A 14,953-nucleotide genomic window follows, 5' to 3' on the forward strand; every position below is an offset into this window, starting at 1 on the left:
AAATAGTAATCCCGATCAGTAATGGTCGGGATTTTTTATTGCTGTTAACAATAGCCTATCGTTGCTTTCTATTTGATAAAATAGGCTATAGATGCTATCTTTAACCCATGTTTAAATTCCGTGTATCCGATATTATCCATCAGCCGAATCAGAATATTTCCATTCAATTTGAAGATCTTTCTGGTGATTTTCCAGATTATAAATCGGGACAGTTTCTAACTTTGAATTTCCAATTTGGGGATCGTGAGGTTCGTCGTTCCTATTCATTTAGCAGTTCACCCGTTTTGGAGGAGCCTTATGAGATTACCGTTAAGCGTGTTGATAATGGAGAGATATCGCGTTTATTACACCATAGAACCAAGGTAGGTGATACTATTGAGGTGATGGAACCTCAAGGTCTATTTACTTATGAACCTGCGGAAAGTAATCATCAAACTATATTTCTTTTTGGAGCTGGTGTTGGGATTACGCCTTTGTTTTCTATTCTTAAAACAGCATTAACTGCTGAGAGCAATAGCAAAGTTGTCTTAGTCTATAGTAACAGTTCTAAGGAACAAACCATATTCTATGAGGAATTGTTGGAATGGCAAGCTAAATATCCTAATCGACTACATATAGAATTCATTTGGTCTAATGTGAAGAATCTTCTCAAAGCAAGGTTGAACCGTGAATATATCTATGAGTTGGTTAAAGCGCATCTAAATGCAGGAGAGTCGGCAATATTCTATATGTGTGGACCCTTGTTCTATATGGATTTGGTTCGATTTACGCTATTGGGTATGGGCTTTCCAGATGAAGATATTAAAAAGGAAACCTTCCATTTCCCGGAGGAGGAAGAGGACGATGATGAGAAGGATGAGGAACCAGTAGATATGAGTAGCTACGAGGTTAATCTTCGATTCCAAGGACAAGATTATCCATTAACCATTCCATATGATAAAACTATTTTAGATGTCGGATTGGAACATAAAATAAAATTGCCTTATTCCTGTAAATCTGGAATGTGCAGTACCTGTATTTCTCAAGTAACTGAAGGTTCTGTCCGTATGGATTATAACGAAGTATTGACCGATACAGAAGTTGCAAACGGTCGTTGTTTGATCTGTACTTCGCATCCTTTGGAGAATGGGACCACCATTGAAGTGTATTAACCAATTGAATAGATGAAAAGAACCTTATTATTACTGCCTGTTTTGCTGCTATGTCTAGCTGTATCAGCACAAGAAACTTATAAAATAACCTATCATTACTTTCGGGAAGGTGCGATGATCAAACAGGATCCGGTAGTGGTTTTTGCACAAAAGGGATCATCTATAAACAGCAGACTATCTCAAATATCAGGACAAACCCGATATCCAGCGGAAATGTCTCAATATGATTATGCTAAAAATACGGTTACTCGATATACCTTGTTAACAGCAAACCAAGTGATTTCCATGAAAGATACCACTTCCCTTAAGCGATACAGCTATGAGAAGCTACCTGATCAAGGAAATATGCTGGGGTATAAAACACTTAAAGCAAAGACTTCATTAAATTCCAATAGCATAGAGATTATTTATACTACCGATCTAGGTATTCAGGCTGCGCCAAATGATGTTGGGCAATCCTTAGGCTTAGTATTAGAATACAAGGTAAATGGAAGCTCCGGATTAAGAGCGGCTAGCATAGAGAAGCTGAAAAGCTTGCCTGCAGAGGCTCAATTACCAAAGAATAGTGTTTTACAGGATGAGTTGTCTTACAAGGACATCATCTGGAAGCGTAAATTTATACAGATCCCAATTTTCCAAAACCAACAGATCTGTTTTCAACCTGATATTGCATCTGATTCCATTATGCGTTTTGCAGAAGGAACGGTGATTCTAAAGAAAGTAAAGATTCCTTCCGTTCCGTTAAATAGCCAAGCTTTCATTGAGTTGGTTCAGACTTCTAATGGCGATGCCTATGACCGCACAGGTTCTGTATTCCTGATTGCTGAAGATCAAAAACAGAGTTTCTTGGATGGAATGAAAGATAGCGTAAATGTACTACCCAAGTATTTGGATGGAAATGGGCAGGTATTCCCAGGAATGATACGTACCGAAGGCTTTTCTCCAGTATATGAACTTATGCGATTCTTTACGCCATTTGGTGTGAAGCACTTTAATGATCGTGTGAAATTAAAAGGAAAAACTTGGCAAGACAGTGCGATGTATAGACAAGAAATCTCTGAATTTCTACCTGAATTAGCTGGCAAGGAAGTCTATATCGGAACATATATCGGTAATTACGATAAGGGAGGCCATAAAGTAAGTTTGGAATTAACCATACATCCTGGAAGGTCGATTTACCCTGAAGGTACCAAGGTGATGTCTTTATTCAATACCACTAATATTTTGGAAATGGCGGGACAGGAATACCCAACCATGTATGGACATGAGAAAGGATTAGAATTCGAATTTAATGTCCCTGCCGATATGAAGAACGTGAAGTTGCGTTATATCAGTACGGGTCATGGTGGTTGGGGCAATGGAGATGAATTCAACCCTAAACCTAATACCATATTTCTTGATGGGAATAAGGTTATCCAATTTACCCCTTGGCGTATAGACTGCGGTAGTTACCGACTATACAATCCTGTGAGTGGGAATTTTGAGAATGGTTTATCATCCTCTGACCTTAGTCGATCCAACTGGTGCCCAGGCACAATTACCAATCCTGTGTATATTGATCTTGGTGATTTAAAAGCAGGAAAGCATAAAATTAAGATTCATATCCCTCAAGGAGCTGCTGAAGGCACTAGTAAAAGCTTCTGGAATACCAGTGGTACTTTAGTCTATCAGTAAGCGAAACATATTCAGCACAAAGGCTCCATCTTTTATGGAGCCTTTGTTGCAATTGGTAATTCCGTACCTAATATTTCATTTAATTCCTCCACAAACGCGCTTGATAAAAAACTAGTCTCCGCATCTACTTTTTGATGAATAAAAAAGTAAGCTTCTTGTAATCCGGCTTCTTTCCATTCCCTTAAGCGCTGTGTCCAATCTTTAAGACGTATTTGATCTATTGTAGGATTACTGGATACAAAGCGGATAAAAGCAGTAGGAGAGGTCAATTGCATTTTCAACAAGTCTCGTCTACCGGGTGTATCCACTATAATTCCGGTTTTATGGGTATCTCTAAGTATTTGATGCAACTCTTGTAAGATTTGCTGATCGGCAAACCATTCCTCGTGTCTGACCTCCACAGCTAAAGGATAGCCTTTGGGGAATCTGGTTAAGAAATCAGCTAGACGATCGATATTTTTAGGCTTAAAGTTTTCAGGCATTTGTAAGAATGCCATTCCAAGCTTCTCTTCAAAGAATACAGTTGCATCTACAAAAGCCATTACCTTTTCATCGGTATTGATTAATCGGGAATAATGCGATATGGAATTGGTTATTTTGGGACAGAATTTAAAGTCTTCTACAGTTCTATCCTTCCATTGAATGACCTGATCTTTGTTTGGCATTCGATAAAATGGACCATTGAATTCTAAGGCGTTGAAATGTTCTGAATAGGCATGCATGGCATCTTTCGTGCCTCTAGGATAGAAACTCTTTAGGTCTGCTTTAGACCATTTTGGATAGCCAACATAAAGCTGAAAAGGCTCATCAGATTTATACTTCTCTAAAAAACGCAGTTCTTTCTCGTTTATATCCGGCAGTTGAAAATCAATTACCGAAGGATCATCCACTCTTCCAAACTTCATGTTATTTCCAGGTATTAAAATGCATTCCAATATTGATTCCGCAAATTACAGCTTATTTCACTAAAATTTAATACTAAGCCTTACACTCTTTTTCAATAGATTAGGAATGAAAGGAAAACTAATTCAACCACTTCTTTTGCTTTGAAACCCTTCAAACAAAATAAGGCAGCCCTCTCGGGCTGCCTTAAACGTCGATAAATTATATATATGATTGAATTAATATTTTACGGGGTAGGTCACAACGACATTGCTTATTTTCCAACCATCTTTGCTGTTGCAAAGCGTCACATAATCGTGTCTTTGGAAGGTTTCAAAGGTGGTAGTAATTCGTACAATACTGCAGTCCTCATTCTTTTCTACGAATTGATATTCGCTTTGAGAGTCGATTTTCACACCTTTCAATGATTTCAGGTGTTTGATTAAAGCACGTCTTTTGATGGTTTCTGTACTGCGATTGTTTGGAGTAGAATAGTAGAAGTCTTCACTGAATAGGTGGTCTACCAATTCCGTGTTTCCATTTAAACTAGCATCGATATAATGATCAATGATGGTTTCTACTTTCAAGAATTTTACCGGAGCATTTTTTTCGTTTGCAAAAAGTGCTGTTGACAAGAATGTCATTACGGTGGTTACGATTAGAGCGATTAGCGTTTTCATATCTTTTCAATTTTTTTGTGGTTATATTTCCTAATTGTTTGATTCAAAGGTATATTGAAAACAAAGGCGCAAACAGTCTCTTTAGGCGTAAGAGGCGGTAAATTCGGTGAATGACTGAAAAAAATCGGTGAAAATATTTCGGTAAAAGAAAGTCTCGGTGAAATCCTTTTACTTTATATTTTATTAATATGAAATGCAGGTAAACTTAATGGGAAGAAGCTAATCGGGACAAGGAAAAAACCCTCGTCCCGAATAATTGATAACAATTTATAGGTAGTATGAAAGTCGTTTTGGCTTTAGCCAATTTTAAATGATGTCATAGTTAATGCTCCTGCTACAGCAGCATCATTGAAAATCTGCAATTCCTCTTTATCTTCTTGTAAGGCTAATGCATAGATCATAGGCAAGTAATGCTCAGGTGTAGGGATGGCCAATTCAAACTCTCTCCCTTGCTTATGAAATTCAATCAAAGGCTTGTGATTTCCTGAACGGATATATCCTTTCATCATCTCATTTGCTTCGATAGCCCAATCATAACCATAACCCACGGTATTTAAATTTTGCCAGGATACCATTCTCAAATTGTGAACATTATTCCCAGACCCAATAATAAGCACCCCTTTATTTCTCAAGGAAGCCAATTCTTTAGCTAGCGCATAGTGTTCTGAGGCAGGCATAGTATAGTCGATGCTCATTTGAATAATAGGCACATCCGCATTTGGATACAGGTGTTTTACGACAGACCAAGATCCATGATCTAGTCCCCATTTTTCATCCAAATGCACATCTTTGCTGGATACGATCTTTTGAACGGCATCAGCTAACTCTGGTGATCCAGGAGCAGGATACTGTACATAGAATAATGCTTGTGGAAATCCGCCAAAATCATGTATGGTAACCGGATTTTCCATCGCGGTCACATAGGTTCCTCGTGTTTCCCAATGCGCTGAGATCACTAAAATAGCAGTGGGTTTCTCTATTTCATGGCTAATTTTTTTAAAGCCTTGAACAAACTCATTATCCTCAATAGCATTCATAGGACTTCCATGACCAAGAAAAAGCACGGGCATTTTTGGGCTATTGTTTAACCCGTCAATAAATTTATTTAAACTATTCAGCTTCGCAGCTATTCCTGTTAAAGGTAAGCTTGCTGCAGCTGCTAAGAATTGTTTTCTATTCATATCATCCATCTACTTGATCCTTTCTATTTGTAAATTATACAGACAAAGGTCCTAAAAGTAAGGAAGTAGGGGGTATGAAGATTTGGAGAAAAGATATGGAAATTAGGAAATTAGCTTTTTCATAGCATCCCGAAACTCCGTTGGTGTTTGCCCCGATTTCTTTTTAAAAACACTGGTAAAGTAAGCCTTATCCGTGTAGCCGATCTCAAAACCTATTTCTGAAACGGTCTTATTGGTTGTCATTAACAAATTCTTAGCTTCGATCAATTTGCGTGTTTCGATGATTTCCGAAACAGTTTGTTGAAGGATATGTTGGGTTACCGAATTTAAATTTCGGGCACTCATGAACAGTTTTTCAGCATAATATTGAACGCCTTCAGGTCTTCGATAGTTCTCTTCCAGTATTCTCAGGAAATTCTTAAAAGTGATATCTTGATTTTTATAAAGCTGCAGGTTCTCGGGATTTTGCTGATAACGCTCTGCCTCAATCATAATGAATAAGCTGCTCAGGAGCTCCCTCACAATGGCAAGCTCCGGCTTTTCTTGCTTCATCTCATCAGATATCAATTCGCAGACGGTCAACAAGCGATTAAAACAACGGCCTTTTTGAAATAGAAGATTGGCATTTTCATGATAACTGCCATACAGATGAAAAGTCGTCTCCGCAATAAATTCAGAACGAAAACGTAATACCCAATATTTGCATGCTCCATCTTTTAGTAAAGGAACTACACGGTGAAATTTCCCACGACTAACAAAACAGACAAAGGGAGATTCATATACATGGGTTTTATAATCAATAAAATGCTCTATACTACCTGCTACACCGATAATCAGTTCCTCAAATTCATGTTGGTGAGCCTCATTTGTCGTATTCTGAATGCGCAATGCTTCTTCCTCATCAAGTTGATAAATCTTAAATAGCGTGTTCATGCCGTAAAGCTAGTGTTAATGGATGTCCTTTCCATAAATATACTAAATCGTAATTTGCTTTTTTACGATTATAACAAACCTTTTTGTGCTTCCCTTGTTCAGCTAATAAGAACAACAAGTCAACATATGAATTTTAAGAAATCTATTATCAGTAGTTTATTTGCCTTCGGCCTATTATTCCTAGTGAGTTGTAATCAAGAAAAGAAACAGGAAGATGTTGGAGAGGATTTGACTCCGGTAGAGGGAAATGATCCTACTCGCTATAATATTAATGCTCCTGACGAAGATTTAATCAATATGGATTCCACCAATATGGACTCTGTCAATATTGATTCCGCACAGTAAAAAATCATTCTTTTATATTTTTGTTAGTCTGAAAAGCCTGAGTGATTTAAGCCATTCGGGCTTTTTCAATTTTAGGTGATTAAGTAGTATTAGCTTAATAATCGAACTTTTAATCCAATAGGTTTAAATCCTTAACCTTTTGTAATAGGTTCACGGTTTTATTCACCTTGAATTTTTGAAGAAGATTTCTCCGATGAACATCGACGGTCAAGTGACTAACAAACATTAATTCAGCGATTTGAACTGAACTTAATCCTTTTGATAGATAATTTAAAACTTCCTTTTCTCGTCTCGTGATTTGTGGAATTTCGTCTTGCGGGGTGATGCATGTGTTAGCTAATGTTTTCTGTGCCCCAGTGCCTAAATAAACGCCAGCAGAAGCAATGTGCAAGATAGCCTGCTCAATCTCCTCTAAAGGGGCACTTTTAAGCACATAACCCGACGCACCTTGGGATAACATCTGCAGGATAATTTGCCTGTCATCTAAATTGCTTAAGCCTAAGATATGAATGTTTGGATATTGTAATTTGATCTGACCACATAGGTCAAGTCCGCTGCCATCAGGTAGTTGAATATCCAATAACAGCACATCCGGTTGAACAACATCCAACAAGCTTACTAGTTCTTTGCTAGAAGAAGCTGTAGCTATAATTTCTATGCTTTCATGCGAAGCCAAATAGCTTGTTAATCCTTGAGTAATCAATGGATGGTCATCACAAATCACGGTTCGTATCATAGGTCTATAAATGACATTCAATATAAATATGTGTTCCCATTCCGGCTGTACTCTCTATTTTTAAAGTTCCCTGAATGGAATTTACGCGTGCCTCCAGGTTATTCAAACCCATGCCTTTATTTACAGATGATATATCAAATCCCACACCATTATCTTCCATTTCTAGTATTAATAGCTTATTTTCTAAGCTGCCTTGCAACAAAATGTTCGATGCCTTTGCGTGTCTAATAGCATTGCCAATCAATTCTTGCACAATCCTGAAAACGGAGAGTTGTATGTTTTTATCGGTTAAACCTGAAAGACCGTTGGAATAAAAGGAAATTTTGGTTTCAGGTGATTCCATTTTCAAGCAAAACTGTTGAATGGCCTCTTCCAAACCATAATTCTTGAGTATCGATGGTTCTAAATTATGAGCAGTATGGCGTAATTCGGTAATTACAGATTCCAAGTCCAGTGCTACATCGGCTAATTCTGCTTGCTGATGGTCACGCGCCAACCGTTCTACATTCATCTTCAATCCGGTTACCCGACTGACCAATCCATCGTGCAATTCACGGGCTAATCGCGTTCTTTCTTGCTCTTCACCTGCTATCAAGGCGGTGCTAACCTCAATCTCGCGTTGTTGACTTTGTAGAATGAGCTCATTCTTCATACGCTTTTTCCGAGCATTCCAAGCATACCAAATCCCCAAACTTGTTAGAGAGATCAATATCAAGCCTCCAATCATCAAGGTACGGTTCAATAGATTTCTATTTTCCAACAGAACTATTGCCTGTTCTTTTTCTTTCGTTCGGTATTTGGTTTCTAGTTCTGCTAATTGCTTCTTGAAACCCAATCCTGCAAGGCTGTCGCTGAGTAATTTATGTCCACGGATTAGATCATATGCTTTTGCATAATTGCCTGAATTTGCTTCCACCTCAGCTAGCTCATTGATCATAGCTAGCCTGCTTTTGCTCATTGCATCACCCTTAGGTCCATTTAAAATTTCCTCTAACAAGGCTTTTGCAGCAGACCAATTACCCATTGCTTTATAAATCTGTGCCTGTTCATAGATTAAGGAGATATAATCAAATTGGAAGTTATACCTTTTTATAATTTCTAAACCTTCTTGTGTACTTTTTAATGCCTCTTCATACTTACCCTGGCTACTCAAGTATTTTGCTTTGTTTTTATAGAAAACTCCGGACAACTTCTTTTCAGGTATTCTATTCAATAAATCTTCAGCTTTACTTAATACCTTTTCCGCGCTTTTTCCATCCCCAGTATAGAGGTAAACTTCAAATAAATTTAGGTAGGTCCACAAAAGGTTCTCCGTTTCTTGATCTGGTTTTTTGACTAGGGCTATTGCTTTATCGTAATATTCGAGTGCTTTGGAATAATCTTTATGGTTATAAAAGATCATACCCACATCGGTGAAATAACTCATTAGAAGATCATTGTTTCCGGATTTTAAGGCATAAGGAATACAATGATTTAGCGTGATATCTAAAAATATTTTGTCATTATCAGACTGCTGTTCCAATGAACCGTAATTATGCCATAGTCTCGCTCGATAATCATATGCCTCTGGGGTAGTGAACTTTTTCAAATAAGATTCCGCTTCCATATAGAGTCTTTGACTTTTGGGATTGTCATAGCCATAATATATCCCTGCTTCGTAAAACAAATATATCCCTTTGAAATAAGCATTGTTTTTGATCAATGGCTTTGCCTCTTTTAGGATATTGATGGCTTTTAGCGTGTCCTGATACGACCAGTAATCCGAAAGCTTCACTAAGGCTTCGAAACGTTCTTCCTCATTCTTAGCATTATCCAAGTTCTTCGTAAGTGACTTTAAATCTTGAGCCATAGTTATAGCACTCCAAAAAAGGAGTAAAAGGACAGCTATAAAGGCTTTAAGATTTGCCATAGGAAAATTAATAGTTGTTGATGTTTCTAAAGTTAAATAAAAAGTATTTCTACCTGAAAACAAGTAGTAAGAATTAGACAATTTACGGTATTGACCTGTTTTTTTAGAGCTTTTAACTTTGAGTAAGCACTATTAAAATAACATTCAATTCATAATCATCTAAAATTAATACTTTGTTAAACTATAAAAAATTAAGCATAATCTTCTTTTTACTTAGTCTTTTCGTTGTAAGCTGTAGCAAAGAAGAGCTGGAGGGTACTCCAGAAGATGTCAAGTTGGTCTTTGAGGACGATTTCAATGGATCAAAAACGAATTGGGGTACTGGCACATTTTTGAATGGCACTGCAAATTCCTCTTTAAAAGATGGGAAATACGTCATTCGGATCAGTAATTATATCTCCAATCAATTTTTCTATCCTAATATTATCCTAACGGAAAACCCCAAAAAATATATTTTTGAAACATCCGTAAAGATAAACCAAGGCTCAGGAGCTGTATTTCTTTGTTTAGGAGCTAAAACTGCAGGTCCAAATCAGCCTATAGACTATATCGGTGTTTACCTTTCTTTAAAGGATACTTTTACTGTATATAGAGCCAAAAACAATCAAAACGAAATTCTAGCTACTTGGCAAATAAATAAAGCAATTGATATATCTAAGCATGCAAAATTCCAAGCAGTTTTGGAAAATAATACCTTAAAGTTATTTGTCAATGGTTCAGAGATCTATAGTTTGAACAACCCTGGGATCAACACTTTAGAGGCCATTAGTCTAGGTGCTGCGCAATGGGAAAACATGGGTAGTACTGTTACTGAGGTGGAATATGACTATGTGCGAATGTATGCTTCTAATTAAGAATGAACAAGATCCTATTTTTCGATTTCTAACTTAAATTCCGATACAATGAAAATCATGAGATTACTTTATTTAGCCCTGAGCGCATTATTAATTTCTTGCCTGGCATGTAGCAAAGACAATTCTTTGGACAATGAGGATGCAGCGGTAAAAAAGCTTCCTGGAACTATTTACTGGTCTTTTTCAGGTGATGTTGGTTACCTAGATTTTTCCTCTGGAAAATTTACCATGCGTATGATGAGTGTAGGGCCAGGATCCTCCAATCTGGATAGCTATGATATTTCTTGGGACAACAAGAAAACATTAGTTGCACTGGATGTAGAAGGTGCTTTCAATTTTGATGAGCGACGATTTGTGATGCGTAATAAAGCCGACAGGTTTAATTCCTCCGATATAAGAGATGGGAATAATCTTTTTGATATTACCTATGAATGGGATCATATAGGCATTACCGAGGCACATATCTCTCCAAATGAGAAATATATCGCTTTAGATGCTCAGCATTTTGCAGAGATGCCGATGACGATAATCGATGCGAAAACAGGAGAATATGTTAGCGCATGGAGAGTAAAAGGGCTTAGCTATTTGGAATATAGCAGTCCGATTTGGACAGCTGATAATACCCTCTATTGCCGGATGGGTAATTCTGTTTATGTATGTTCGCCTAATGATGGTTACCAATCTATAAAAAACGTGTTGACCATGAAAGGTATTGGTTACCTAACGGTTAATCCACAAGGGACCAAGTTTGCCTTTCGAAAGAATAAACATATTTGGATGTGTGATATCGATGGTAGCAACCTACAGCAGATTACTACAGGTTACACTTCTGATATCATCAGTTATGATGGTGAAAGTAGCCCTACATTTTCTCCCGATGGTAAATATATCGCCTTTTCAGGCTCCACACGTAATGGTACGCCTTGGTCAGACCACGACTATGCAGATGGCTCTTGGGTAGCATCTGTAGGGGGTAAGTATGGTTATATAATCATTGTGCCTGCTGATGGAAAATTATATGATTTGGATCAGAAGGATGGTGGTTCTATATTCCTGAAAAAACCTGACCAAGACTATACAGGTATTCCAACTAGTGGGAGATTAATTTGGCGCTAGAAGATAGTTTTTAATTCCTTTGCATTCGAAATACTGCCTATTTGGGTTTAGAATTTCAAAATAATTCTATATCCATTAGGACAGTATTTTTTTTGTGAATGGAATAATTCCTTTTTTCTTAAAACCTAATTAAGGATAGACATCTTAATATTCTGACTGATTGGAAACAACCAAGCTTTTTTTAGGATAGGTGAAAATATTGGCTTATTATTATCTATATTTACGAAAAAATAGTAGATATGATTAAAGCTATTCTTTCAAGTTTGATTTTACTGCTGGTATTTCAGTTACAGGCACAACATCTGCTGCAAGGAAGGGTTTATAATGCAAAAACAAAAGAGGCAGTCGCAGGGGCGACGGTTTATATCAACAATTCATCCATAGGAACCAGTACGGATAAAACAGGTATGTTCAGGCTCTCTATTTCCCAATCTTCGGTCTACGAATTGGTGGTATCGGCTATGGGCTATCATGGATCGTCTACTCAAGTGAAAATCCCAGATACAAAATCAGTTGAAATTTCACTTCAGGAAAGATCGACAGAAATAGAAGAGGTTGTGATCACGGGAATAGTAAAGGACGGTTGGAAAAAATGGGGTAAATACTTTACAGAAACACTTATTGGCATAGGGTATAATGCCGAAAAAACAAAAATTATCAATCCAGAGGTTATTCGATTTCAATATGAAGAAAAGGCAAGAATACTTCGGGCATACGCCTTAGAGCCTATAAAAATCTCCAATGACGCATTAGGCTATGATATCGAATATGATCTTAAGGAATTTCGATCTGCTTTCGCTGATAATTACATTTATTTTGCGGGATATGCTTATTTTAAAGATAAGGGAAGAGGACGTTCAAAATATAAAAATACACGAAGAGATACCTATGAATTGTCATTGGCCAAGTTCTTACAAAGTGCCTATTTAAATACCTGGGAAAAAGAGGGCTATGTAGTACGGAAAATGGTAAAGAAAGAAAATGAAACCCGTAAAGTCGCTATTACTAAGTTGAAAGAAGTTACGAGCATTGTGGTAAAATCTTTCCAAGGTAACTGGAATGCGTACTATGCTTCCCAAAAAGAAATTCTTCCTACCCATGTTCAAGCATGGCGAACACAAAGTAGGGAAGCACCTGAGATTGCTTATTTAATGGGCACCCTAACTCCCGCAGAACTATTTAATAAGGAACCGAGAAAGGATAAATTCAAACAATTGCAGTTCCAGGATTTTCTGTATATCATTTATCCTTCACGCCTTGCCAAGAGTAAAAATAAAATGTTGAAGGCGGCAGCTAGCCAGGTTACTGAATTAACACTTACCCATCCTAATGGTATCATGGTCGATCCCTCAGGTGCCTATTTTCCAACAGAAAACCTCATGCTGATTGGTTACGGAGTTAATTATTCCAGACTCGCTTTCCTGCTTCCCTTAGATTATGTCCCCCCGATAAATTAAAATATATTAGATTTGGTATTGCACATCATCAACCATAGTGCCTCAATTTCATGATCTCTGATTCTTAATAATTCCTCTTTTTTGTTTAGCTTTAACAGAGATCGGCACTAATAATCGCCATTCAAGCGACAATAAATTATGAGCATATTAATCATTGGCTTTTTACTGGCTGTAATCGTTGGAATAACGCTTGGGATGATTGGGAGCGGCGGAACAATCTTAACCGTTCCTATCTTGGTCTATGTCATGGCTGTCGATCCTATTTTAGCAACCACCTATTCTTTATTTGCTATTGGTGTCACATCTTTGATCGGGGGAATTCGAGGAATTGTCAATAAGGAGGCAGATATCAAGAAAGTCTTTAGTTTTGGATTGCCTTCTTTGATTGTGGTGTTCATTACCCGATCTTATATTCTTCCCTTAGTTCCTGAAGTAATCCATATTGGACCTTGGTCTATTCCGCAACAGGTAGCCTTAATGTTGCTGTTTGCTTTAGTGATGTTGGCCTCCTCAATAAGCATGATACGTACCGCACAGATTGGTCTAGAAACACCTAAAACAGCACATCGTGTGCCTTTAGAATTGATTGTTCTACAAGGAGCATTTGTCGGGTTGATCACTGGATTGGTAGGGGCTGGAGGCGGATTTTTGATCATTCCAGCCTTGGTGAATTTCTATTTCTTACCGATGAAAAAGGCGGTGGCAACTTCTCTTATCATCATTACTATAAACTCTTGTTTTGGCTTATTAGGTGATTTGGAAAAAATCCAATTATTCGATTGGAATCTGATTAGTATATATACGGCCGGAACGGTGATTGGAATTTTTATAGGATTTGCCTTCGCGAATCGTGTAAGTAATAAATTCCTAAAAGTAGCTTTTGGCTATGTTATATTGGTTATTGGTGTTTATATTCTGTTGAAAGAATTGTTTCTAACTTAACACAACCTTCAATACACCTTATTTTTCTACCATGCTTATCTAGATTGGAACTTCTGTTTTCGAGAGGATTGTTGCCAGATATGGCTCGTTTTAAAATTAGTTACAGATAATTAATAGGACGTACAATCCTTCTCTACTCACAGTTTAAAGCTAGACTATACCAACGAAATATAATCTATATACATGGACTCTTTAATATTTTATGTGGCAAGCTAATTAGCCCGACCAACGAATTTTTCTTCTGTTTTATCTTATCACTTTTGTTGCTCGTTTCTAAACTTTCTGATGTTTTTTTCATTACTCATACCGGTCATTTCAACTATTTGATAAATTTATTGTTGTAAAATTAAATAAAAATATTCAGAAAAATAACATAAAATTAAAAAAGTAGTTTTAAAATATAATTTGTTGTTCTTAATATGCTGTAAAAACTAATTTCTATGGGGTTTAATCTTAAAATTTCGAATGAATTGTTTTGATTTATGCTTACAAGAAAAAATGTTAATCTATTATTGTTGTTTTCTTTTTTTTTCTAGCCATTTCTGTTTCAATTTCCTTCTGTTTTTCCCGCGTGTTTCCCATGTCTTTCCCATGTCTTTCCCAAGGGTTTCCTAGGGGTTTGCTTCGAGACTCTTTCGGATCTCCTTCGGAACTTGTTCGGATCTCCTTCGGATCTCGTTCGGTTAGAAGCGAACGAGATCCGAACAAGATCCCTATCAGATCCTAAGAAATTCCCTAAGAGTGTCGAAGGAAACTTAAGGGAAACCCAGGGGAAAGAAGAGTGAGAAACAAAGCTATGTATGAAGTATGTTTATCTAATTGATTGTTGACCTGAAAGGTTGTTGAAGCATTAAAAACTTAATGGGATAAATGTCTTTACACTATGAAATAGAACTATTTGGTCAAATCATAAGTTAAATTGGCATCATTTGATAGGAAATGAATTCAAATCAATACTCAAAAATAAATATCTTTGGGTAAACAAATTCGATTTAGTTGCTTGTGTAAACAATTGGATCGAATAATGGAAAGAAAACTGATCAATCGCAAACTCGCTGGTTATCTGGAACGAAAGGATAGAGCAATCAGCCAA

13 protein-coding genes are annotated in these 14,953 nt (G+C 37.0%); 7 read left to right on the forward strand and 6 right to left on the reverse strand.

The features are described from left to right. The first annotated feature begins 107 nt into the window (after window positions 1–107). Both ACP6L2_RS01550 and ACP6L2_RS01555 read left to right on the forward strand, forming a co-directional pair. Window positions 108–1,151: a 2Fe-2S iron-sulfur cluster-binding protein gene (locus tag ACP6L2_RS01550; RefSeq protein ID WP_440507552.1), complete on the forward strand. Its 1,044-nt coding sequence runs from the start codon at window positions 108–110 to the stop codon at window positions 1,149–1,151. Between the two features lie 12 nt (window positions 1,152–1,163). Beyond that, entirely contained in the window at window positions 1,164–2,825 is a 1,662-nt protein-coding gene (locus ACP6L2_RS01555) for a PNGase F N-terminal domain-containing protein (protein WP_440507553.1), read from the forward strand. 32 nt (window positions 2,826–2,857) lie between these two features. Here the strand turns inward: ACP6L2_RS01555 and ACP6L2_RS01560 are convergent, their stop codons facing one another. From ACP6L2_RS01560 to ACP6L2_RS01575, 4 genes are all read right to left on the reverse strand, one after another. Continuing rightward, window positions 2,858–3,730, reverse strand: coding sequence for a DUF72 domain-containing protein (locus tag ACP6L2_RS01560; RefSeq protein ID WP_440507554.1), 873 nt, complete (start codon window positions 3,728–3,730; stop codon window positions 2,858–2,860). A 216-nt stretch (window positions 3,731–3,946) separates the two neighbouring features. Further along, on the reverse strand, window positions 3,947–4,387 hold the full coding sequence (locus ACP6L2_RS01565) for a nuclear transport factor 2 family protein (protein WP_440507555.1): 441 nt from the start codon (window positions 4,385–4,387) through the stop codon (window positions 3,947–3,949). Window positions 4,388–4,683: 296 nt separating this feature from the next. Beyond that, a complete protein-coding gene (gene ygiD / locus ACP6L2_RS01570) occupies window positions 4,684–5,568 on the reverse strand; it encodes a 4,5-DOPA dioxygenase extradiol (RefSeq protein WP_440507556.1) in 885 nt (294 codons plus the stop codon). A gap of 102 nt (window positions 5,569–5,670) precedes the next feature. Then, window positions 5,671–6,501, reverse strand: a complete 831-nt coding sequence (locus ACP6L2_RS01575; RefSeq protein WP_440507557.1) for a helix-turn-helix domain-containing protein — start codon at window positions 6,499–6,501, stop codon at window positions 5,671–5,673. A 126-nt stretch (window positions 6,502–6,627) separates the two neighbouring features. Between ACP6L2_RS01575 and ACP6L2_RS01580 the strand changes: the two genes are divergently transcribed. After that, window positions 6,628–6,846 carry a hypothetical protein gene (locus ACP6L2_RS01580; RefSeq protein WP_440507558.1) on the forward strand — a complete coding sequence of 73 codons (219 nt, stop codon included), beginning with the start codon at window positions 6,628–6,630 and terminating at the stop codon, window positions 6,844–6,846. A gap of 109 nt (window positions 6,847–6,955) precedes the next feature. Here the strand turns inward: ACP6L2_RS01580 and ACP6L2_RS01585 are convergent, their stop codons facing one another. Together ACP6L2_RS01585 and ACP6L2_RS01590 are read right to left on the reverse strand one after the other, a co-directional pair. Next, a complete protein-coding gene (locus ACP6L2_RS01585; RefSeq protein WP_440507559.1) occupies window positions 6,956–7,582 on the reverse strand; it encodes a response regulator transcription factor in 627 nt (208 codons plus the stop codon). 4 nt (window positions 7,583–7,586) lie between these two features. Further along, entirely contained in the window at window positions 7,587–9,431 is a 1,845-nt protein-coding gene (locus ACP6L2_RS01590; RefSeq protein WP_440507560.1) for a tetratricopeptide repeat-containing sensor histidine kinase, read from the reverse strand. A gap of 233 nt (window positions 9,432–9,664) precedes the next feature. Between ACP6L2_RS01590 and ACP6L2_RS01595 the strand changes: the two genes are divergently transcribed. The 4 genes from ACP6L2_RS01595 to ACP6L2_RS01610 all read left to right on the forward strand — a co-directional run bounded on the left by ACP6L2_RS01595 (window position 9,665) and on the right by ACP6L2_RS01610 (window position 13,860). Then, window positions 9,665–10,345 carry a hypothetical protein gene (locus ACP6L2_RS01595; protein WP_440507561.1) on the forward strand — a complete coding sequence of 227 codons (681 nt, stop codon included), beginning with the start codon at window positions 9,665–9,667 and terminating at the stop codon, window positions 10,343–10,345. Window positions 10,346–10,402: 57 nt separating this feature from the next. After that, window positions 10,403–11,461: a TolB family protein gene (locus tag ACP6L2_RS01600; RefSeq protein WP_440507562.1), complete on the forward strand. Its 1,059-nt coding sequence runs from the start codon at window positions 10,403–10,405 to the stop codon at window positions 11,459–11,461. A 239-nt stretch (window positions 11,462–11,700) separates the two neighbouring features. After that, window positions 11,701–12,918: a carboxypeptidase-like regulatory domain-containing protein gene (locus ACP6L2_RS01605; protein ID WP_440507563.1), complete on the forward strand. Its 1,218-nt coding sequence runs from the start codon at window positions 11,701–11,703 to the stop codon at window positions 12,916–12,918. A 138-nt stretch (window positions 12,919–13,056) separates the two neighbouring features. Next, a complete protein-coding gene (locus tag ACP6L2_RS01610; RefSeq protein WP_440507564.1) occupies window positions 13,057–13,860 on the forward strand; it encodes a sulfite exporter TauE/SafE family protein in 804 nt (267 codons plus the stop codon). The last annotated feature ends 1,093 nt before the right edge of the window (window positions 13,861–14,953 follow it).

It is taken from the genome of Sphingobacterium lactis (assembly GCF_051951495.1).
Lineage (GTDB): Bacteria > Bacteroidota > Bacteroidia > Sphingobacteriales > Sphingobacteriaceae > Sphingobacterium > Sphingobacterium lactis_A.